The sequence below is a fragment of the Weizmannia sp. FSL K6-0777 genome (assembly GCF_038593185.1).
In the GTDB taxonomy this organism is placed as follows: Bacteria; Bacillota; Bacilli; order Bacillales; family Bacillaceae_C; genus Weizmannia; species Weizmannia faecalis.
The window spans coordinates 3,314,126-3,334,549 of sequence record NZ_CP151971.1; the positions used below are offsets into that span (position 1 = coordinate 3,314,126).

Sequence of the window (20,424 nt, forward strand, 5' to 3'; positions counted from 1 at the left end):
TACATCCAAAAATAGAAACGGGATGGTGTCAGACCGGAATGAAAATCAGTAATCATGAAAAAAATGCTTTATGGCTGGCCGTATGGATGCTGGCCGTCTACCTTTCGCCAATGTTTATTCTTGGCGGCAATATGCATATCCGGGTCCACGACAACCTGGATTCGAATATCGCCTGGTACCGGGTGCTCGACCGCAGCGGAGAACTGTTTGGCCCTCTGAATGCAACGATTCCGCAAATCATGAACGGGTTGCCGCGAAATGCGTTCGGGACGGAATTCAGCGGAATCCAGTGGCTTTACGCCCTGTTCCCTCCGGTCATCGCTTATACATTTAGCCAGACGATTACAAGAGTCTTTGCTTTTTTAGGAATGTACCTGTTACTGAAACGGCATTTCGTGCAAGGGCAGGACGGTTACTTCATCAGGGTATGGGTTTCTCTTGCTTTTGCGATCACCCCGTTTTGGCCGTCCGGCATGTTAAGCACATTGGGGATGCCGCTTGCGCTTTGGGCTTTTTTAAACATCAGGAACCGGCAGGCCACATGGAAAGAGTGGCTGGCGCTGACCCTTTTGCCTTTTTACTCCAGCTTTGTGCTCGGGTTCTTCTTTTTTCTGGCGGCGATGGGACTTTTGTGGATACGGGATGTGCTTGTGAAACGGGAGCGCAACTGGCCGTTCTTTTTTGCAATCGGCTGGATGCTGGTGCTGTATTTAGGGATTGAATACCGGCTTGTGTATTCCCTTGTCTTTTCCCATGAGCCGACAAGCCGGAATGATTTTGTTAGCTCGAAACTCGGCTTTTGGCACACGCTCCGGCTTGCGCTAAAAAATTATGTGTTCGGGCATACACATGATATGACCGTGCACACGTTTGTCATTCTGCCGTTCTCTTTTATCGCCATGTGGCTGATTTATAAAACAAAAGCATGGAAAAAGGAAAAACGGTATGTGCAGCTTTTTATGCTGAATGCCGTTTTATCGCTCTGGTATGCTTTCTGGTTCAACAAGGCATGGGAACCGTTAAAAGAAAAGATCAGCCTGCTGAATACGTTTAACTTTGCACGGTTTCATTTTTTGCGGCCGCTTATCATTTATACGATGTTTGCAGTGGGGGCATGGTTTCTTTGGAAACGCGGCAGAAAGTGGAAGGCATTCGTAAAATTTTGCCTCATCGCCCAGGTGGTTGTCCTGTTTGCGTTTAATCCTGAAATTTATTATCGTGTTGCCGGGAAACCTTCGTTCAACCAGTTTTACGCGACGGGCCAGTTTCACGAAATCGGCCGCTATATCGGCAAACCGAAAAGCGCTTACCGCGTCGCCAGCATCGGGATCCATCCGGCCATTGCCCAGTACAACGGTTTCTACACCTTAGATTCTTACAATAATTATTATCCGTTGTCTTATAAAAGGAAATTCCGAAAAATCATTGCCGGGGAACTGGAGAAAAGCCCGCAATTAAAAACGTATTTTGACCAGTGGGGGAACCGCTGTTATATTTTTGTCAGCGAACTGGGCAAGCATTATGAATTCCGGAAAAACAGCGGCGTCAAAATCCATCATCTTGCCATCGATACAAAAGCGTTTGAAAAGCTTGGCGGGCGGTATATTTTCTCGGCTGTCCCGATCCAAAACGCAGAAGAAGAGCATTTGCGGTTTTTAAAAACTTTCCGCAATGCCGACTCGGCGTGGACCATTTATTTATACGAAGTAAAGTAAGCATCATGCTGGTAAAGGAGATGCTGTAGAATGAGTCAATATCCGAAATTAACGATTGTTGTTCCTTGTTATAATGAAGAAGCCGTATTGCATGAAACGATGAAGCAGCTGTCAGAGGTGCTCGAATCTCTGATCCAGTCCAAACTGATTGCAAAAGACAGCACGCTCTTGTTTGTCGATGACGGGAGCCGCGACAAAACCTGGCAGATCATTGAATCCGCTTCGGCCCGCCATCCGTTTGTAAAAGGCATTAAACTGTCGCGCAATGCCGGGCACCAGAATGCGCTGCTTGCAGGGCTTACGGTCGCCAGTGAGCATTCCGACTGCGTCATCTCCATTGATGCCGATTTGCAGGACGATATCCGGGCGATTCGGGATTTTATGGAAAAATATTGGCAAGGCTACGATATTGTATACGGCGTCCGCGACAGCCGGGAAACGGACACTTGGTTTAAACGGACAAGTGCGCAAGGGTTCTACTGGCTGATGGGAAAAATGGGGATTCAGCTGGTGCCGAACCATGCTGATTTCCGGCTGATGAGCAAGAGAACATTGGAGGAACTTTTAAAATATAAAGAAGCAAATCTGTTTTTGCGCGGGATTATCCCTTTGCTCGGGTTTCCTTCTACGAAAGTGTATTATGACCGAAAAGAGCGGATGGCCGGGGAATCAAAATATCCGTTAAAGAAAATGCTCGCTTTTGCCCTGGATGGCATTACGTCTTTCAGCATAACCCCGGTCCGCTTTGTGACGGCCCTCGGGTTTGTCACGTTTATTTTAAGTGCGTTTGTCGGCCTTTATGCCCTTATAGAGGAGCTTGCCGGCCATACCGTCTCCGGTTGGGCTTCCCTGATCATCTCTATTTGGCTCCTTGGCGGCCTAGAGTTGATGGCGGTGGGGCTGATCGGGGAATACATCGGCAAAATTTTTAAAGAAGTCAAAAGGCGCCCGCGCTATACCATTGAAACGAATTTATATAAAAACGAGAAATCTTCTTTCGTCTTAAGCCAAAACAGTGATACAATGAAAACTTGAAAACACAACTTACGAAAGGTTTGCTGGACCCATGCTCAAACAATATGCCGCTTTTCTTAAGTTTTGCATTGTCGGCGCCGGAAATACGCTTGTTGATTTTCTCGTATTTTTTCTGCTCACCTCCGTCCATGTGCCTTATCTGGTTGCACAGGCATGTTCTTATACGGCCGGCATGGCAAACAGCTATTTGCTGAACCGGTTTTGGACGTTTCAAGTAAGAAAAAAAGCAACATGGGCTGAAGCTTCACGGTTTATCGCCGTCAATTTAATTGTCTATGCGCTGACTTCCCTTCTGCTTTTCCTCTTTCACGAGCAGTGGGGCTGGCCGCTTTTATACGCGAAGATCATTGCCACACTGGCAGGGATGGCTGTCAATTTTCTTGGCACAAGGCTCTGGGTATTCCGTGAACACGCGGAATAACCGGGCCGGCATCCCTAAAAAAACCGGCTTGCCTTCTTTCTGTCACCTGTTCAGGCCCTTCATTTCGCGCCCACCACGCTTACGTTTGCCGCTTGCCTCACCCGCCATCATTAGCGGCTTATGGGCATAGCCTTCATTCCGCAATCACTTTTCTCAAACACTTCCCTCTATTTTGCAACCATCTTACTTACGGTTTATACGCTTCCCTTCATTTCGCAATCACCCCGTACAGGACTCATGCCGCTTCCCTTCTTTTCGGCTTTTGCCATTTCAACACCCCTGTTCATTTGTAAGCATACACAAAGCGTGTATGAGAAACAGAAAAAAGAGGCTCCCGGTCACTTCCCGGGAGCCTCATTAAAAATGTAACGATCTAAAACATGAACCGAAACATGGAATGGTACAGTTTTGAACGTCTGTAAAAGCCGTTATCCCAGCATTTTCAGGCGCTTATTACATCATGCCGCCCATGCCCATGTCAGGGGCGCCGCCGCCTGCAGGTGCCGGCGGTTCAGGTTTGTCGGCAACAACTGCTTCTGTTGTAAGCAGCATTGCAGCAACAGATGCAGCATTTTGAAGTGCGGAACGGGTTACTTTCGTCGGGTCCACGATACCCGCTTCAATCATGTTGACCCATTCTCCATTGGCGGCATTGTAACCAATGCCGACATCTTCTTTTTTCAGGCGTTCGACAATGACTGAACCTTCAAGGCCGGCATTTTCCGCGATTTGGCGTACAGGTTCTTCTAAAGCGCGTGCAACGATATTGATGCCTGTTTGAACATCGCCTTCTGCTTGAATGGAAGCAACTTTCTTGATGACATTGATCAGCGCCGTGCCACCACCAGCTACAATGCCTTCTTCAACAGCAGCGCGCGTAGAGTTCAAAGCATCTTCAATGCGCAGTTTGCGTTCTTTTAATTCGGTTTCTGTCGCAGCACCGACTTTGATGACCGCTACGCCGCCGGCCAGTTTTGCAAGGCGTTCTTGTAATTTTTCACGGTCAAATTCGGAAGTCGTTTCTTCCAATTGCATGCGGATTTGGTTTACACGTGCGGAAATTGCAGCAGAGTCGCCTGCCCCTTCAACGATTGTCGTTGTTTCTTTTGTAACAACCACTTTTCCGGCACGGCCGAGTTGGTCAATGGTTGCAGATTTCAAATCAAGGCCGAGTTCTTCTGTGATCACTTCGCCGCCTGTCAGGGTTGCAATATCTTCGAGCATCGCTTTGCGGCGGTCACCGAAGCCAGGCGCTTTTACCGCAACGGCATTGAATGTGCCGCGCAGTTTGTTGACAACGAGTGTTGCAAGAGCTTCCCCTTCAACATCTTCCGCAATCAGCAACAACGGTTTGCCTTGTTGGACAACTTGTTCCAGAACAGGCAGGATTTCCTGGATATTGGAAATCTTCTTGTCTGTAATTAAGATGTAAGGGTTATCCAGAACAGCTTCCATTTTGTCGGAATCCGTTACCATGTAAGGCGATGCATAGCCACGGTCGAACTGCATTCCTTCCACAACGTCCAATTCCGTTGAGAAGCCTTTTGATTCTTCAATGGTAATAACGCCATCGTTGCCCACGCGTTCCATTGCTTCAGCGATCAATTCGCCGACTTCTTCGTCAGCAGAGGAAATTGCAGCAACTTGGGCGATGGAAGCTTTGCCTTCGATTGGTTTCGAAATGGCTTTTAATTCTTCGACAGCAGCCGCAACTGCTTTTTCAATCCCTTTGCGGATGCCAACCGGGTTTGCACCTGCTGTTACGTTTTTCAGGCCTTCACGGATCATTGCCTGTGCCAGAACAGTTGCAGTGGTTGTACCGTCACCAGCTACATCGTTCGTTTTGCTGGCCACTTCGGAGACAAGTTTGGCACCCATGTTTTCAAACGCGTCTTCGAGTTCAATTTCTTTTGCGATCGTGACACCGTCATTTGTGATCAGCGGAGAACCGAATTTCTTTTCCAGAACGACGTTACGTCCTTTCGGGCCCAATGTCACTTTTACAGCATCTGCCAGTTTATCCACACCACGAAGCATACCGCGGCGGGCTTCTTCGCCGAATTTAATTTCTTTTGCCATTTATAAAACCTCCTCATGTCATATCGTTATTTCTATGTTTCAACAAGCCAGGCTTATTCCACAACCGCCAGAATATCGCTTTCACGAAGGATTAAGTATTCTTTTCCGTCATATTTCACTTCAGTGCCGGCATATTTCGAGAAGATGATGCGGTCGCCTACTGCTACATCGATGGCAACACGTTCACCGTTATCAAGGGTACGCCCGGAACCGACAGCCACAACTTTGCCTTCCTGTGGCTTTTCTTTTGCCGTGTCAGGCAGGACAATACCGCTTGCTGTTTTTTCTTCCGATTCAACTAATTCAATGACAACGCGATCACCCAGTGGTTTTAACACGTGAAACAACCTCCTTAATTCGTATTATGTAAAATTTTGTCCATTATTAGCACTCGCATAAGTTGAGTGCTAACACATTTATTATAATAAATAATTCCTTGCTTTTTTGCAAGTCTCTCATCCAACTTTTTTTATTTTTTTCGGGCCCTGCATCCTTTAAAGAGCCCCGTCAAAGGATGCCGGTTGCGCGCCTCCATTTCAGCCGCTTGCCCTTTTATAAGTATGCTTGATCACCATCCGGATATGCAACTGAAAAGGCTGGCTCTGCGCACGGCATTTGAACCCCGCCCGGTTCAATAGTACAATGAACATATTGGACGAATTTGCGATCCTTTAAACTTTGAACTGGCAAGAAAGGAAAAGAACGCGTGAAAAAAGAGTATGTGTATATTCTCGTGACGTACATCCTTATGCTGCTGTCCGGCGCCGTCGGGTATCCGTTGCTCTACTATGCCGGGGTGAACGTTTTCCACGAACCGGCAGACAGCATGCGGACATTGACGCCCCCGCTTTGGACCGTCATCAGCTTTATCATCGGGCTGATCATCGTCCTGTACTTTTTAAGAAAAGCCGCAAAGAAAGAAACAGACCGGACTGAACCGCTTCCGGCCGCGCCATCCGCCATATGGGCAATAGGCGGCGTCTTTCTTTGTTTCTTTGCCCAGACTGCAGCCGCGATCATTGAATCATTATTCGGTGCCCCGGCTGCCTCCAACAATACGCAGCAAATCATGGCGCTGATTGAAAGATTTCCGCTCGTCATCCTCATCAGCTCGATCGCAGGGCCGATTCTCGAGGAAATCGTTTTTCGGAAAATCATTTTCGGCACGCTGCGCAGGCGCTTTTCATTCCTTTTATCCGGTATTGTCAGCTCGGTTATTTTCGGACTCGCGCATACCGAACCGAGCCACTTGTTTTTATATTCCCTTTTAGGGCTGACGCTCGCTTATTTATACGAGAAAACAAACCGGATCACCGTTTCCATGTTTGCGCATGTTTCCATGAACACGATTGTGGTCGTGAGGCTGCTTTTGCACCCGTCCGTTCTGCAGACATCCGTACATGAAATTTACAGCTCAATTGGAGGACTTCTATGATGAGACCACTTTTTTCAGGGATTGTAAACTGCCTGCTCGGGGCTTTGTTCACTTATTTTGCCATTCAGCAGGTACAAGTGGGCGGCTGGGGCTTTTTTTCTTATTTACTGCTGTTGATTGCAACATTGGATCTGGGTTCCGGCATCAGGCTGATCTTTCTCCATTTCAAGCTGAAAAACTCAGTGAAAAAATAAAAGCCGTTTTCCGGCTCCGTCCGGAAAACGGCTTTCTTATTCAGAAGCAATCGTCTGTTCATCCATTGGCATTTCTTTTGCCGCTTTTTTGGCATTGCGGTACGCCATTTTCGAAATCAGTGTGCTTGCTTCATACAGCAAAACGAGTGGAACAAAGGTAATCAGCTGCGAAAACACGTCCGGCGGGGTGATGATGCCGGCAGCTGCAATCAAAGCAAGATACGCATATTTTCTTACCTTTTTCAACAGTCTCGGCGTAATGATGCCAAGCCGGGTCAGAAACAGGACCACGACCGGCATTTGGAACACAAAGCCAAACGGAAGCGTGATCTCTAGCAGAAACTGAATATACTCCCGGATCCCGATCACCGCACGAATGCCCATTTCATTTGACAAGCCCATCATAAACTTCACCATCAGCGGACAAAGCACGAAATAGGAAAAAGAAACGCCGGCTATAAAAAGCAAGATGGAAACAGGAATGTAACTTAATGTCAGTTTCTTTTCTTTCTCATACAGCCCCGGGCTTATAAACGCCCAAAGCTGGTACAAAATCACCGGCAGGGTCAATAGGCATGCGATCACAACCGAAACTTCCATAAAAACCTTAATAGGATCGGTTACCCTGAAGGCATTCATCGTGAACATGCCGGCATTTTTGGCATGCTGCAAATAACGTATAACAGGTTTTGCGGTAAAAAAGCCAACAACCAGGGCAAACAGAAAGAAAATGAGAACGGTAATTAACCGCTTTCTCAATTCCTGGATGTGTCCGGTAACCGGCATTTTTTTCGTATTCATCGCCGTTCCCCTTTAAGTGCCGGCGTTGAATCCGCCCTTTTCCCTTTGCACGCCACAGCCAAATCCGGCCATTGCCATTTGCGCCTGCATTCCGTTTTCAATCGGGCCACCCCCTGTACCCACTATGATAACGGAAAAAAAGCTTTTTGGCTATGGCTTCGCAACCGGCTCTTTTGTTTCTTTCAAATTTTCTTCATCATTTGAATAATGTTTTAAAAAATAGATCAGTGCCTGTAGTTCCACGGCCAGGTCAATATGATGGACGCGGATATCCGGCGGCACGTTCAGCCGGGCAGGTGTAAAGTTTAAAACGCCTTTTACATTTGTACTGGCAAGCTCGTCTGTCACTGCCTGGGCACTGGAAGCGGGGACCGTCAAAATCACAACCGTCACATCTTCCGCGCAAAGCCGTTCTCTTAATTCGTCCATGCTGTAAACAGGCACATTGCCAACATGGCTCCCCACCTTCCCGGGGTCATTGTCAAATGCCATCACAATCCGTGCGCTGTTATTCTTCGAAAAATTGTAATTCAAAAGGGCTGTACCGAGGTTCCCAACGCCAACCAGCGCTACATCTGTGATCTCATCCTGGTTCAGCGTCTTGCCGAAAAAAGACAATAAATATTTTACATTATAACCATAACCTTTTTTTCCAAGTGCCCCGAAGTAGGAAAAATCCCTGCGTATCGTAGCGGAGTCGACTTTCACCGCTTCACTCAGTTCCGCCGAGGATACCCTTTGCTTGCCAAGTGTATATAAATTTCTCAGGTACCGGTAATATAATGGAAGCCGTTTTGCAGTGGCTTGCGGTATTTTTACTGATTCATCCTTCATGTGAAATCCCCCAAGTTGAAAGCTTAAGTTTTTTGTGCTGTTGGTTCCAATCGTGCGTCCATTCCAGAATGGCAGCGCTGCCATTCTTCATTATAATATTACTCCTATCTGAGCAAAGAAAAAATATGTTTTAAAAAAATGCCTGCATGCGTCTTTTTCTCTCTCCAACTATGTTAAATATATCACAAGTAAGCATTTTTTTCATGGGTTTTTACGAATTTATGTGAAAAGTTTTTTGACAAATTCCGATCACGCCGGTTGAGTTGCAGTTCGCCTTCCTGTACACTTACAATGGTATAGAGGTGAACATAAAGATGATGTTGCTGCAAGTTCAACAAGTCACAAAATATTATGGCGCTGAACTTATTTTATCGGATATAAAATTAGAAATTCAAACAAAAGACCGGATTGCCTTGGTCGGGAGAAACGGGGCCGGCAAATCGACCCTCCTGAAAATCATCGCCGGCCAGCTTTCTTATGATGAAGGTTCCATCATTATGCCGAATGGTGTCGAAATCGGTTATCTCGCCCAAAATACCGGACTCGAATCGGATCTGTCCATTTGGGACGAAATGATGTCGGTTTTTAAAAATTTGCTGGATATGGAAAAACAGCTTCGCGAATACGAACAAAAAATGGCCGACCCTAAGATTTATAACCGCCCGGCGGAGTATGAAAAAGTGCTGCATGCTTATGATACTTTGCAGACACGTTTTAAAGATGAAGGCGGATATCAGATCGAAGCGGATATCCGGTCCGTTCTGCATGGCTTCCGTTTTGACCAGTACGACTACAACACCCCGATCCGGACATTAAGCGGCGGGCAAAAAACACGCCTTGCATTGGCGAAATTGCTGCTCACAAAGCCGGACATCCTCATTTTGGATGAGCCGACAAACCATCTCGATATCGAAACGCTCACCTGGCTGGAGCAATATTTACAAGGCTATGAAGGCGCCATTCTGATCGTGTCCCATGACCGTTATTTTCTGGATAAAGTCGTCAACCAGGTCTATGAAATTTCAAGGCATTCTATTAAAAAATACCACGGCAACTACAGCCGGTATCTGGAACAAAAGGCCGCCCAGTACGAGCGAGAGGTCAAACAATATGAAAAGCAGCAGGAAGAAGTTGCGAAATTGCAGGCATTCATCCAAAAAAACATTGCCCGTGCCACCACGACAAAGCGGGCGCAAAGTAGGAGGAAACAACTGGAAAAAATGGAATTGATGGACAAGCCGCTTGGCGATGAAAAATCTGCCCGGTTTTCGTTTGAAATTGCCAAACAAAGCGGGAACGAAGTCCTTCATGTCCGGGATGCTGCCATCGGCTACGACGGGGAGCCGGTTGCCAAAAACATCCATCTTTCAGTCAAAAAACAAGACAGTGTTGCCCTTGTCGGCCCGAACGGCATCGGCAAGTCAACGCTTTTGAAATCGATTATCCGGAGAATCCCGCTGATATCCGGCACGATCGAATATGGCTCCAACGTTATGACCGGCTATTACGATCAAGAACTGGCCGACTTATCTTCCAATAAAACGGTCCTCCGGGAATTATGGGATACATACCCGCTGAAAACAGAAAAAGAAATCCGCACGGCACTCGGGAATTTTCTTTTTTCCGGCGATGACGTTTTAAAAACCGTCTCATCCTTAAGCGGCGGCGAAAAAGCCCGGCTTGCCCTCGCCAAATTGATGCTGGAAAAGGCGAACTTTCTAATTTTAGATGAACCGACAAACCACCTTGATTTGGACAGTAAAGAAGTACTGGAAAATGCGCTCATCGATTACCCGGGAACGATTTTGTTCATTTCCCACGACCGCTATTTCATTAACCGGATTGCCACAAAAGTGGTGGAGCTCTCGCCGGAGGGAACCCGTGAATTTCTCGGCGACTATGATTATTATGTGCAAAAAAAAGAAGAAATGCTGGAAATTGCACGCCTGGAAAACACGAAACAAGAAAAGGTTAAAGCGGAACAGCCGGCGAAAAACAACTACCGGCAGGATAAAGAAGCAAAAAAACGCGAGCGGCAAAAAAAGCGGAGGATTGAAGAAATTGAAACAAGAATTGAAACGTTGGAAACAGAAATTCATGACCGGGAAGAAAAAATGGCCGACCCGGAAATCTTTCAGGACCATATTAAAATCCGCGAGCTGACAGAAGAACTGGAGCAACGGAAATTGGAGCTGGACACGCTGATGGAAGAATGGGCAGAACTGGCGGAGTAATGTTTGGACCTGTGTGGAAATTTTCTGCACAGGTTTTTATTTTGGCATCTCGCGCCATGCACAGATTTATGCACAGGCGGTATATTGATTTCTTGCTTTCCAAAACGTTTTTCCACAAAATCCACAATTATCAACAGATTTATCCACAATACCCACAACCTGTCCGGAAAAATTTTAAAAGTTTTACACAAGTCCAATCATTTATCAACAACTTTTCCACAGATTGTGCACAATTCCCCTGCATATCTCCAAAAAAACCGGTGTATGGACGATTCCCATACACCGGTTTTTCACAACCCTGTTTAAAAGTTTTCAATGTCCAGCCCGGGATAAGCATTTAAGTCAAGGGAGCTTCTTTTTCCCTTTTCAAAAAGCACCGTCCCGCATGCGGCAATCATCGCCGCATTGTCTGTGCATAACTGGATCGGCGGGATGCGCAACGCCACTTCAGGGAGATCCCGGAATGCTTCTGAAAGGGCAGCGCGCAATCCTTTGTTCGCGGCAACACCGCCGGCGACCAGCACTTCTTTGACGCCAAACGCTTTTACCGCCTCCACGGTTTTACCGACCAATACATCAATCACACTTTGCTGGAAGCTTGCGGCCATATCTTCAGGCCGGATGCTTTCCCCGCGCTGCGCGGCATTATGGAGGGTGTTAATGACGGCTGATTTGAGCCCGCTGAAACTGAAATCATAAGTCCCTTCCAGCCAGGATCGCGGCAAATCAACATTTGGCTTTCCTTCATGGGCAAGCCGGTCAATCTGCGGACCGCCCGGATAAGGAAGGTTCAACGTTCGTGCTACTTTGTCATAAGCTTCCCCTGCCGCATCATCTCTCGTTTCGCCGATTACTTCAAACTCGGCATGGCCCTTCATCAGCACAAGCTCCGTATGACCGCCTGAAACGACAAGCGCAAGCAGCGGAAACTTCATTTCATGCCCGATCCGGTTCGCATAAATATGGCCGGCAATATGATGGACACCGACAAGTGGAATCTGATGCGCGAAACTGAGCGCCTTTGCGGCATTGACGCCAACAAGCAACGCGCCCACAAGCCCGGGCCCTTCTGTCACGGCGATCGCATCCAGGTCTTTAAAAGCCGCGTCTGCCTGCTGCATCGCTTCCTCAATGACAATGGTAATTTGCTCGACATGGTGGCGGGATGCAAGCTCTGGCACCACCCCGCCGAACCGTTTGTGGCTTTCAATCTGGGAAGCGACCACATTGGAAACAATTTCCGTCCCGTTTTTAATGACAGCTGCAGCCGTTTCATCGCAGCTCGTTTCTATGCCTAATACCAACAAATCTTTTTCCATTTATAAATTCACCCACATCACAATTGCGTCTTCATAATTATCCGTGTAATAGCCTTTCCGGATGCCGCCTTCCCGAAATCCGAGCTTCCTGTATAAGGAGCGCGCAATCATATTGCTGACGCGTACCTCCAGGCTGAGCGTTTTGGCATGGTTCAATGCGGCGTAAGCCATCACATTTTTTAACAGCGTCTCTCCCAGTTTCCGGCCTCGGTACTCCGGGAGCACCGCAAGATTGGTCACATGCGCCTCATCGACAATGACCCACACGCCGCAATAACCGATAACCTTTTCATTCTCGACAAGCACAAGATACATGGCAAAATGATTATGAACCAGTTCGTTGTAAAATGCTTCACGTGTCCACGGCATTGTAAAAGAATGCATCTCCACATTGTAAATTCCGTCCAAATCTGCAAGCGTGGCTTTTCGCAGCGTTATTTTCCCCGTTTTTTCCATTTTTAGTGACTCTCCCGTTTATGCTTTTCAAGCCATTTGGCTTCTGCCTCTACTAACCGTATGTAATTTGGAACGAAAGTGTGTATCTCCGCGTCCGGTTCATCCATCCCAAGCCTGGCCAGTTCGCCCGGCCTCGGATTATGCAGGGTCCAATCTGCTACCGCCATTTTATCTCCCAGCTTCTTCGCAAGAACGGCTTCATGAAGGGCAACATGCTGGCCGATCAATAATACGGGCGCCTCAAGCGCACTTAACCGGGTTCCCCATTCAGCGGATGATACATTGCAATCTTCCACTACTGTTTGCAAAACCCCGTTTTCATAGCGGTACAAACCGGTATAAATCCGCCCTCTGCGCGCATCAAAAAGCGGGGAAATATACCCGTCAAAATAACGGCCGGACGCCGCCAACAACTTCAGGCTGGAAACCCCCACCAATGGAATTTGAAGGCTCCAGGCCATCGTTTTTGCGATCGTGACGCCAATCCGTATGCCGGTGTAAGATCCGGGCCCTTTTGCCACCACAATCTTATCCAGCTCAGCCGGTTTTATCCCGCATGTCTCCATGACCTCCTGCACAGCCGGCATCACGCGGACACTATGATTTTTTTTCAAGTTTGTCATATATTCGGCCAGCACAACATGATCATCAGCCAATGAAACGCCCAGCACTTCATTTGAAGTATCGATTGCCAAAACTTTCATCCAAAAATCTCCTCACATAATGATACATAACGGTCCCCAAACGGTTCCACTTCAATAAGCCTGCGGTCTCCTTCAAGGCGGAGAATGCGGATTTCCAAATAGCTCTCAGGCAACAGATCTTTGATAAAATGTGCCCACTCCACAACCGTCACGCCATCACCTTCAAAATATTCATCAAAACCAAGGTCCTCCTGCGCATCCTCCAAACGGTATACGTCCATATGATACAGCGGCAGGTTCCCCCGGTACTCTTTTATAATGGTAAAAGTCGGGCTGTTCACGGTACGGCGAATGCCCAGCCCGTTCGCAATCCCTTTTGTAAAAGTCGTTTTTCCTGCCCCCAGGTCACCCTCCAGCAAAAGGACATCCCCCGGTTTCAGATGGGCAGCCATTTTTTCTGCAAAAGAAAAAGTCTCTTCAGGGCTGTTGGAAACGAAACGATAACTCCCCATTTGCCGCCTCTCCTCTACAACTTTATCGCAAATTGCCGCCAATCCAAAGTACGGCGCGCCTTATAAAAAAAGCCTTAGGAATGTTCCTAAGGATGCTTCAATCCAATTCTAGTTTAACCGATTTTGGACAAATACGCAAAAACAGGATGAAAAATATAAAGAACAAGCAGTCAAACCACTGCTTGTTCTGATCGATTGCGGGGGCAGGATTTGAACCTGCGACCTTCGGGTTATGAGCCCGACGAGCTACCAGACTGCTCCACCCCGCGATAATAATATATTCAGGCCCGGCAGCGTCCTACTCTCGCAGGGGGAAACCCCCAACTACCATCGGCGCTGGAAAGCTTAACTTCCGTGTTCGGGATGGGAACGGGTGTCACCTTTCCGCCATCGCCACCGGACCTTAATGACAAGAAAAATTATAACACAGTTGCTGTTATTTATCAAGAGGAATAATTGTATTCCTTCAAAGCCGGATGGGAGAAAAAACTGTAAACGGAGAACGCGTTTCTAACTTTGAGAATTGTCTAGCTCCAGCGCCTATCGGCTAGCGTATTTCTACGCTTTCTCCCTACGATAAGTCAACATCGGCTCGCCGTGTTTCCTTTATCTCAGTCGAAAGCTCCGAAATCCGTACGCCGATGAGCGAGCGCCCTTCACTTTTCTATTTGGTTAAGTCCTCGATCGATTAGTATCCGTCAGCTCCACGCGTCGCCGCGCTTCCACCCCGGACCTATCAACCTGATCATCTTTCAGGGATCTTACCAGTATAAACTGTGGGAAATCTCATCTTGAGGGGGGCTTCATGCTTAGATGCTTTCAGCACTTATCCCTTCCGCACATAGCTACCCAGCGATGCCTTTGGCAAGACAACTGGTACACCAGCGGTGCGTCCATCCCGGTCCTCTCGTACTAAGGACAGCTCCTCTCAAATTTCCTGCGCCCGCGACGGATAGGGACCGAACTGTCTCACGACGTTCTGAACCCAGCTCGCGTACCGCTTTAATGGGCGAACAGCCCAACCCTTGGGACCGACTACAGCCCCAGGATGCGATGAGCCGACATCGAGGTGCCAAACCTCCCCGTCGATGTGGACTCTTGGGGGAGATCAGCCTGTTATCCCCAGGGTAGCTTTTATCCGTTGAGCGATGGCCCTTCCATGCGGAACCACCGGATCACTAAGCCCGACTTTCGTCCCTGCCCGACTTGTAAGTCTCGCAGTCAAGCTCCCTTATGCCTTTACACTCTGCGAATGATTTCCAACCATTCTGAGGGAACCTTTGGGCGCCTCCGTTACCTTTTAGGAGGCGACCGCCCCAGTCAAACTGCCTGCCTGACACTGTCTCCCACCCCGGTAAGGGGTGCGGGTTAGAATTTCAATACAGCCAGGGTAGTATCCCACCGATGCCTCCGCCGAAGCTGGCGCTCCGGTTTCCAAGGCTCCTACCTATCCTGTACAAGCTGTACCAAAATTCAATATCAGGCTGCAGTAAAGCTCCATGGGGTCTTTCCGTCCTGTCGCGGGTAACCTGCATCTTCACAGGTACTATAATTTCACCGAGTCTCTCGTTGAGACAGTGCCCAGATCGTTACACCTTTCGTGCGGGTCAGAACTTACCTGACAAGGAATTTCGCTACCTTAGGACCGTTATAGTTACGGCCGCCGTTTACTGGGGCTTCAGTTCAGAGCTTCGCCTTACGGCTAACCCCTCTCCTTAACCTTCCAGCACCGGGCAGGTGTCAGCCCCTATACTTCGCCTTGCGGCTTCGCAGAGACCTGTGTTTTTGCTAAACAGTCGCCTGGGCCTATTCACTGCGGCTTCCCGGGGCATACACCCCAAAAAGCACCCCTTCTCCCGAAGTTACGGGGTCATTTTGCCGAGTTCCTTAACGAGAGTTCTCTCGCTCACCTTAGGATTCTCTCCTCGCCTACCTGTGTCGGTTTGCGGTACGGGCGCCTTTCACCTCACTAGAGGCTTTTCTTGGCAGTGTGGAATCAGGAACTTCGGTACTAAAATTTCCCTCGCCATCACAGCTCCGCCTTGGCGCGAAGGATTTGCCTCCGCACCGGCCTAACTGCTTGGACGCGATCAACCAGTGTCGCGCTTGCCCTATCCTCCTGCGTCCCCCCATCGTTCAAACGGTGAAGAGGCGGTACAGGAATATCAACCTGTTGTCCATCGCCTACGCCTTTCGGCCTCGGCTTAGGCCCCGACTAACCCTGAGCGGACGAGCCTTCCTCAGGAAACCTTAGGCATTCGGTGGAAGGGATTCTCACCCTTCTTTCGCTACTCATACCGGCATTCTCACTTCTAAGCGCTCCACCGGTCCTTCCGGTCCGGCTTCAACGCCCTTAGAACGCTCTCCTACCACGGACACCAAACGGTGTCCATCCGCAGCTTCGGTGATACGTTTAGCCCCGGTACATTTTCGGCGCAGCGTCACTCGACCAGTGAGCTATTACGCACTCTTTAAATGATGGCTGCTTCTAAGCCAACATCCTGGTTGTCTAAGCAACGCCACATCCTTTTCCACTTAACGTATACTTTGGGACCTTAGCTGGCGGTCTGGGCTGTTTCCCTTTCGACCATGGATCTTATCACTCACAGTCTGACTCCCAAGCATAAGTTTTTGGCATTCGGAGTTTGTCTGAATTCGGTAACCCGATGAGGGCCCCTCGTCCAAACAGTGCTCTACCTCCAAAACTCTTCGCTTGAGGCTAGCCCTAAAGCTATTTCGGAGAGAACCAGCTATCTCCAAGTTCGATTGGAATTTCTCCGCTACCCACACCTCATCCCCGCACTTTTCAACGTGCGTGGGTTCGGGCCTCCAGCAAGTGTTACCTTGCCTTCACCCTGGACATGGGTAGATCACCTGGTTTCGGGTCTGCGGCCTCATACTCTTTCGCCCTGTTCAGACTCGCTTTCGCTGCGGCTCCGCTTCTTCAGCTTAACCTTGCATGAGACCGTAACTCGCCGGTTCATTCTACAAAAGGCACGCCATCACCCGTTAACGGGCTCTGACTACTTGTAGGCACACGGTTTCAGGATCTCTTTCACTCCCCTCCCGGGGTGCTTTTCACCTTTCCCTCACGGTACTGGTTCACTATCGGTCACTAGGGAGTATTTAGCCTTGGGAGATGGTCCTCCCGGATTCCGGCGGGATTCCTCGTGTCCCGCCGTACTCAGGATCCACTCGGGAGAGAACGAAGTGTCAGTTACAGGGCTTTTACCTTCTCCGGCAGGCCTTTCCAGGCCGCTTCACTTAACCTGTTCTTTTGTAACTCCCATATGAGTGTCCTACAACCCCGGAAGGCAAGCCTTCCGGTTTGGGCTGTTTCCTGTTCGCTCGCCGCTACTTGGGAAATCGCAATTGCTTTCTCTTCCTCCGGGTACTGAGATGTTTCAGTTCCCCGGGTGTGCCCTTCCTGCCCTATGGATTCAGGCAGGAATCCTGTCCGATTAAAGACAGGGGGTTTCCCCATTCGGAAATCTCCGGATCAAAGCTTACGTACAGCTCCCCGGAGCATATCGGTGTTTGTACCGTCCTTCATCGGCTCCTAGTGCCAAGGCATCCGCCGTGCGCCCTTTCTAACTTAACCATAAAAAGGTTTAAATCCAAAAATAAGCGATTCTCGGTTTACTTGGTTTGTTTCTCCTATCCGGTTTTCAAAGAACACATGTTGAAGGATTGAACCTTCAAAACTGAACAAAACGGAAACGTCAAACTTAATTGTGGAAAACGAAGTTTTCCTTAATTTCCTTAGAAAGGAGGTGATCCAGCCGCACCTTCCGATACGGCTACCTTGTTACGACTTCACCCCAATCATCTGTCCCACCTTCGGCGGCTGGCTCCGTAAAGGTTACCTCACCGACTTCGGGTGTTACAAACTCTCGTGGTGTGACGGGCGGTGTGTACAAGGCCCGGGAACGTATTCACCGCGGCATGCTGATCCGCGATTACTAGCGATTCCGGCTTCATGCAGGCGGGTTGCAGCCTGCAATCCGAACTGGGAATGGTTTTCTGGGATTGGCTTAACCTCGCGGTCTCGCAGCCCTTTGTACCATCCATTGTAGCACGTGTGTAGCCCAGGTCATAAGGGGCATGATGATTTGACGTCATCCCCACCTTCCTCCGGTTTGTCACCGGCAGTCACCTTAGAGTGCCCAACTGAATGCTGGCAACTAAGGTCAAGGGTTGCGCTCGTTGCGGGACTTAACCCAACATCTCACGACACGAGCTGACGACAACCATGCACCACCTGTCACTCTGTCCCCCGAAGGGGAAGGCCCTGTCTCCAGGGAGGTCAGAGGATGTCAAGACCTGGTAAGGTTCTTCGCGTTGCTTCGAATTAAACCACATGCTCCACCGCTTGTGCGGGCCCCCGTCAATTCCTTTGAGTTTCAGCCTTGCGGCCGTACTCCCCAGGCGGAGTGCTTAATGCGTTAGCTGCAGCACTAAAGGGCGGAAACCCTCTAACACTTAGCACTCATCGTTTACGGCGTGGACTACCAGGGTATCTAATCCTGTTTGCTCCCCACGCTTTCGCGCCTCAGCGTCAGTTACAGACCAGAGAGCCGCCTTCGCCACTGGTGTTCCTCCACATCTCTACGCATTTCACCGCTACACGTGGAATTCCACTCTCCTCTTCTGCACTCAAGCCTCCCAGTTTCCAATGACCGCTTGCGGTTGAGCCGCAAGATTTCACATCAGACTTAAGAAGCCGCCTGCGCGCGCTTTACGCCCAATAATTCCGGACAACGCTTGCCACCTACGTATTACCGCGGCTGCTGGCACGTAGTTAGCCGTGGCTTTCTGGCCGGGTACCGTCAAGGCGCCGCCCTGTTCGAACGGCACTTGTTCTTCCCCGGCAACAGAGTTTTACGACCCGAAGGCCTTCTTCACTCACGCGGCGTTGCTCCGTCAGACTTTCGTCCATTGCGGAAGATTCCCTACTGCTGCCTCCCGTAGGAGTTTGGGCCGTGTCTCAGTCCCAATGTGGCCGATCACCCTCTCAGGTCGGCTACGCATCGTTGCCTTGGTGAGCCATTACCCCACCAACTAGCTAATGCGCCGCGGGCCCATCTGTAAGTGACAGCCGAAGCCGTCTTTCCTTTTTCCTCCATGCGGAGGAAAAAACTATCCGGTATTAGCCCCGGTTTCCCGGCGTTATCCCGATCTTACAGGCAGGTTGCCCACGTGTTACTCACCCGTCCGCCGCTAACCTTTTAAAAGCAAGCTTTTAAAAGGTCCGCACGACTTGCATGTATTAGGCACGCCGCCAGCGTTCGTCCTGAGCCAGGATCAAACTCTCAGTAAAGATGTTTGATAAAAGCTCAAAAAGAATTTGACGTTTCGTTTTGTCCAGTTTTCAAGGAACAATCTCAATTAGCAACTTATTTAGTATAACATTACAACAAGTCACTGTCAACATAAAATTTGGAGCGGGTGATGGGAATCGAACCCACGACAACAGCTTGGAAGGCTGTGGTTTTACCACTAAACTACACCCGCATGCAAATCGGGAAAACAGGATTCGAACCTGCGACCCCATGGTCCCAAACCATGTGCTCTACCAAGCTGAGCTATTTCCCGCATTTCCCTGGTCTAAAAACTATCAAACCAACTTACAATAAGAAAAGGCCTGTTTTTTATAAAGTTTTCAACTGCCCGGTAAGCTCTGGAGCCTTTTACGCAGCTGTTAACAGATCTTTTTTGCATGAAAAAATAGCGCGCCCAAGAGGAGTCGAACCCCTAACCTTTTGATCCGTAGTCAAACGCTCTATCCAATTGAGCTATGGGCGCGTAAATGCGGCCGAGAGGACTTGAACCTCCACGGGATTTAACTCCCACTAGGCCCTCAACCTAGCGCGTCTGCCATTCCGCCACGACCGCGTTATTAACTTGACACCTTTATATTATATCAAAACCTTTTATGGATGTCAACTACTTTTTATGGAGCGGAAGACGGGATTCGAACCCGCGACCCCCACCTTGGCAAGGTGATGTTCTACCACTGAACTACTTCCGCGATTTATCAAATCAATGCCGGTGAAGGGAGTCGAACCCCCACGCCGTGCGGTGCCAGATCCTAAGTCTGGTGCGTCTGCCAATTCCGCCACACCCGCGGATAAATGGTGAGCCATGCAGGATTCGAACCTGCGACCCTCTGATTAAAAGTCAGATGCTCTACCAACTGAGCTAATGGCTCAAAAATGGCTGGGCCAGCTGGATTCGAACCAGCGCATGACGGAGTCAAAGTCCGTTGCCTTACCGCTTGGCTATGGCCCAATGGCGGTTCCGACGGGAATCGAACCCGCGATCTCCTGCGTGACAGGCAGGCGTGATAACCGCTACACTACGGAACCACTCATGATATGATAAATTTCAAATGACCCGTACGGGATTCGAACCCGTGTTACCGCCGTGAAAGGGCGGTGTCTTAACCGCTTGACCAACGGGCCGCGATGACTGCTTTGTATGTATGGCGGAGAAGGAGGGATTTGAACCCTCGCGCCGCTTACGCGACCTACGCCCTTAGCAGGGGCGCCTCTTCAGCCACTTGAGTACTTCCCCAAAATGGCTCCGCAGGTAGGATTCGAACCTACGACCGATCGGTTAACAGCCGATTGCTCTACCACTGAGCTACTGCGGAATAACAAGCAACATCTTGTCGACTCTTAACATTATAATGACGGGACACGAAGGTGTCAACCCTGTTTTAAAATTTATTTTTAAAGCTTGT

14 protein-coding genes, 13 tRNA genes and 3 rRNA genes are annotated in these 20,424 nt (G+C 49.1%); 6 read left to right on the forward strand and 24 right to left on the reverse strand.

What is annotated here, in order from left to right:
- Positions 1 to 38: 38 nt before the first annotated feature.
- The 3 genes from NST70_RS15855 to NST70_RS15865 are packed head-to-tail and all read left to right on the forward strand — an operon-like array spanning position 39 to position 3,171.
- Entirely contained in the window at positions 39 to 1,715 is a 1,677-nt protein-coding gene (locus tag NST70_RS15855; RefSeq protein ID WP_061565642.1) for a DUF6044 family protein, read from the forward strand.
- Positions 1,716 to 1,745: 30 nt separating this feature from the next.
- Positions 1,746 to 2,750: a glycosyltransferase family 2 protein gene (locus NST70_RS15860; RefSeq protein ID WP_014096831.1), complete on the forward strand. Its 1,005-nt coding sequence runs from the start codon at positions 1,746 to 1,748 to the stop codon at positions 2,748 to 2,750.
- Positions 2,751 to 2,781: 31 nt separating this feature from the next.
- A complete protein-coding gene (locus NST70_RS15865) occupies positions 2,782 to 3,171 on the forward strand; it encodes a GtrA family protein (protein ID WP_014096830.1) in 390 nt (129 codons plus the stop codon).
- 453 nt (positions 3,172 to 3,624) lie between these two features.
- Here NST70_RS15865 and groL read toward each other — a convergent pair whose 3' ends face one another.
- Both groL and groES read right to left on the reverse strand, forming a co-directional pair.
- Positions 3,625 to 5,250 carry a chaperonin GroEL gene (groL, locus tag NST70_RS15870; protein WP_014096829.1) on the reverse strand — a complete coding sequence of 542 codons (1,626 nt, stop codon included), beginning with the start codon at positions 5,248 to 5,250 and terminating at the stop codon, positions 3,625 to 3,627.
- A gap of 53 nt (positions 5,251 to 5,303) precedes the next feature.
- Positions 5,304 to 5,588 carry a co-chaperone GroES gene (gene groES, locus NST70_RS15875; RefSeq protein ID WP_014096828.1) on the reverse strand — a complete coding sequence of 95 codons (285 nt, stop codon included), beginning with the start codon at positions 5,586 to 5,588 and terminating at the stop codon, positions 5,304 to 5,306.
- Positions 5,589 to 5,956: 368 nt separating this feature from the next.
- Here groES and NST70_RS15880 point away from each other — a divergent pair, with 368 nt between their 5' ends.
- Both NST70_RS15880 and NST70_RS15885 read left to right on the forward strand, forming a co-directional pair.
- A complete protein-coding gene (locus NST70_RS15880; RefSeq protein WP_014096827.1) occupies positions 5,957 to 6,685 on the forward strand; it encodes a CPBP family intramembrane glutamic endopeptidase in 729 nt (242 codons plus the stop codon).
- Positions 6,682 to 6,879: a YdiK family protein gene (locus tag NST70_RS15885; RefSeq protein ID WP_013860661.1), complete on the forward strand. Its 198-nt coding sequence runs from the start codon at positions 6,682 to 6,684 to the stop codon at positions 6,877 to 6,879. Before NST70_RS15880 ends, NST70_RS15885 begins: the two co-directional genes overlap by 4 nt.
- Positions 6,880 to 6,915: 36 nt before the next feature.
- Here NST70_RS15885 and tatC read toward each other — a convergent pair whose 3' ends face one another.
- Positions 6,916 to 7,680 carry a twin-arginine translocase subunit TatC gene (gene tatC, locus NST70_RS15890; protein WP_014096826.1) on the reverse strand — a complete coding sequence of 255 codons (765 nt, stop codon included), beginning with the start codon at positions 7,678 to 7,680 and terminating at the stop codon, positions 6,916 to 6,918.
- A gap of 150 nt (positions 7,681 to 7,830) precedes the next feature.
- On the reverse strand, positions 7,831 to 8,514 hold the full coding sequence (locus NST70_RS15895; RefSeq protein WP_014096825.1) for a redox-sensing transcriptional repressor Rex: 684 nt from the start codon (positions 8,512 to 8,514) through the stop codon (positions 7,831 to 7,833).
- Between the two features lie 314 nt (positions 8,515 to 8,828).
- On the opposite strand from NST70_RS15895, the gene NST70_RS15900 reads away from it, so the two are divergent.
- Positions 8,829 to 10,748 carry an ABC-F family ATP-binding cassette domain-containing protein gene (locus NST70_RS15900; protein ID WP_342475451.1) on the forward strand — a complete coding sequence of 640 codons (1,920 nt, stop codon included), beginning with the start codon at positions 8,829 to 8,831 and terminating at the stop codon, positions 10,746 to 10,748.
- A 302-nt stretch (positions 10,749 to 11,050) separates the two neighbouring features.
- On the opposite strand, the gene tsaD is transcribed toward NST70_RS15900, so the two are convergent.
- From tsaD to NST70_RS16000, 20 genes are all read right to left on the reverse strand, one after another.
- Positions 11,051 to 12,067, reverse strand: a complete 1,017-nt coding sequence (gene tsaD / locus NST70_RS15905; RefSeq protein ID WP_017550684.1) for a tRNA (adenosine(37)-N6)-threonylcarbamoyltransferase complex transferase subunit TsaD — start codon at positions 12,065 to 12,067, stop codon at positions 11,051 to 11,053.
- Positions 12,068 to 12,523 carry a ribosomal protein S18-alanine N-acetyltransferase gene (gene rimI, locus NST70_RS15910; protein ID WP_014096821.1) on the reverse strand — a complete coding sequence of 152 codons (456 nt, stop codon included), beginning with the start codon at positions 12,521 to 12,523 and terminating at the stop codon, positions 12,068 to 12,070.
- 2 nt (positions 12,524 to 12,525) lie between these two features.
- Entirely contained in the window at positions 12,526 to 13,227 is a 702-nt protein-coding gene (tsaB, locus tag NST70_RS15915) for a tRNA (adenosine(37)-N6)-threonylcarbamoyltransferase complex dimerization subunit type 1 TsaB (RefSeq protein ID WP_035190162.1), read from the reverse strand.
- Complete coding sequence (tsaE, locus tag NST70_RS15920) at positions 13,224 to 13,679, reverse strand: tRNA (adenosine(37)-N6)-threonylcarbamoyltransferase complex ATPase subunit type 1 TsaE (RefSeq protein WP_342475452.1); 456 nt, start codon at positions 13,677 to 13,679, stop codon at positions 13,224 to 13,226. The genes tsaB and tsaE overlap by 4 nt, the downstream gene beginning before the upstream one ends.
- Before the next feature lie 195 nt (positions 13,680 to 13,874).
- Positions 13,875 to 13,948 (reverse strand) — tRNA-Met (locus tag NST70_RS15925).
- 16 nt (positions 13,949 to 13,964) lie between these two features.
- Positions 13,965 to 14,080, reverse strand: a 5S ribosomal RNA gene (gene rrf, locus NST70_RS15930).
- A gap of 267 nt (positions 14,081 to 14,347) precedes the next feature.
- A 23S ribosomal RNA gene (locus NST70_RS15935) occupies positions 14,348 to 17,280 on the reverse strand.
- 165 nt (positions 17,281 to 17,445) lie between these two features.
- Positions 17,446 to 18,999: ribosomal RNA gene (locus NST70_RS15940) — 16S ribosomal RNA — on the reverse strand.
- Together the 16S, 23S and 5S rRNA genes with 13 tRNA genes alongside form the textbook arrangement of a ribosomal RNA operon.
- 120 nt (positions 19,000 to 19,119) lie before the next feature.
- Positions 19,120 to 19,193: transfer RNA gene (locus NST70_RS15945), tRNA-Gly, on the reverse strand.
- A gap of 7 nt (positions 19,194 to 19,200) precedes the next feature.
- A tRNA-Pro gene (locus tag NST70_RS15950) sits at positions 19,201 to 19,274 on the reverse strand.
- Positions 19,275 to 19,410: 136 nt separating this feature from the next.
- A tRNA-Arg gene (locus NST70_RS15955) sits at positions 19,411 to 19,484 on the reverse strand.
- 5 nt (positions 19,485 to 19,489) lie between these two features.
- Positions 19,490 to 19,574 (reverse strand) — tRNA-Leu (locus NST70_RS15960).
- Positions 19,575 to 19,635: 61 nt separating this feature from the next.
- Positions 19,636 to 19,710, reverse strand: a tRNA-Gly gene (locus tag NST70_RS15965).
- A gap of 15 nt (positions 19,711 to 19,725) precedes the next feature.
- Positions 19,726 to 19,807: transfer RNA gene (locus NST70_RS15970), tRNA-Leu, on the reverse strand.
- Positions 19,808 to 19,814: 7 nt separating this feature from the next.
- Positions 19,815 to 19,890, reverse strand: a tRNA-Lys gene (locus NST70_RS15975).
- Positions 19,891 to 19,895: 5 nt separating this feature from the next.
- Positions 19,896 to 19,970: transfer RNA gene (locus NST70_RS15980), tRNA-Gln, on the reverse strand.
- Position 19,971: 1 nt separating this feature from the next.
- A tRNA-Asp gene (locus NST70_RS15985) sits at positions 19,972 to 20,047 on the reverse strand.
- Positions 20,048 to 20,071: 24 nt separating this feature from the next.
- A tRNA-Glu gene (locus tag NST70_RS15990) sits at positions 20,072 to 20,143 on the reverse strand.
- Between the two features lie 21 nt (positions 20,144 to 20,164).
- Positions 20,165 to 20,255 (reverse strand) — tRNA-Ser (locus NST70_RS15995).
- 4 nt (positions 20,256 to 20,259) lie between these two features.
- A tRNA-Asn gene (locus tag NST70_RS16000) sits at positions 20,260 to 20,334 on the reverse strand.
- Positions 20,335 to 20,424: the final 90 nt, after the last annotated feature.

Bases quoted from the DNA above. Each gene is read 5' to 3' on its own strand.
- NST70_RS15855 (WP_061565642.1), top strand. From the start codon at position 39: ATGAAAATCAGTAATCATGAAAAAAATGCTTTATGGCTGGCCGTATGG.
- NST70_RS15860 (WP_014096831.1), top strand. From the start codon at position 1,746: ATGAGTCAATATCCGAAATTAACGATTGTTGTTCCTTGTTATAATGAA.
- NST70_RS15865 (WP_014096830.1), top strand. From the start codon at position 2,782: ATGCTCAAACAATATGCCGCTTTTCTTAAGTTTTGCATTGTCGGCGCC.
- groL (WP_014096829.1), bottom strand. From the start codon at position 5,250: ATGGCAAAAGAAATTAAATTCGGCGAAGAAGCCCGCCGCGGTATGCTT.
- NST70_RS15885 (WP_013860661.1), top strand. From the start codon at position 6,682: ATGATGAGACCACTTTTTTCAGGGATTGTAAACTGCCTGCTCGGGGCT.
- tatC (WP_014096826.1), bottom strand. From the start codon at position 7,680: ATGAATACGAAAAAAATGCCGGTTACCGGACACATCCAGGAATTGAGA.
- NST70_RS15895 (WP_014096825.1), bottom strand. From the start codon at position 8,514: ATGAAGGATGAATCAGTAAAAATACCGCAAGCCACTGCAAAACGGCTT.
- NST70_RS15900 (WP_342475451.1), top strand. From the start codon at position 8,829: ATGATGTTGCTGCAAGTTCAACAAGTCACAAAATATTATGGCGCTGAA.
- tsaD (WP_017550684.1), bottom strand. From the start codon at position 12,067: ATGGAAAAAGATTTGTTGGTATTAGGCATAGAAACGAGCTGCGATGAA.
- rimI (WP_014096821.1), bottom strand. From the start codon at position 12,523: ATGGAAAAAACGGGGAAAATAACGCTGCGAAAAGCCACGCTTGCAGAT.
- tsaB (WP_035190162.1), bottom strand. From the start codon at position 13,227: ATGAAAGTTTTGGCAATCGATACTTCAAATGAAGTGCTGGGCGTTTCA.
- tsaE (WP_342475452.1), bottom strand. From the start codon at position 13,679: ATGGGGAGTTATCGTTTCGTTTCCAACAGCCCTGAAGAGACTTTTTCT.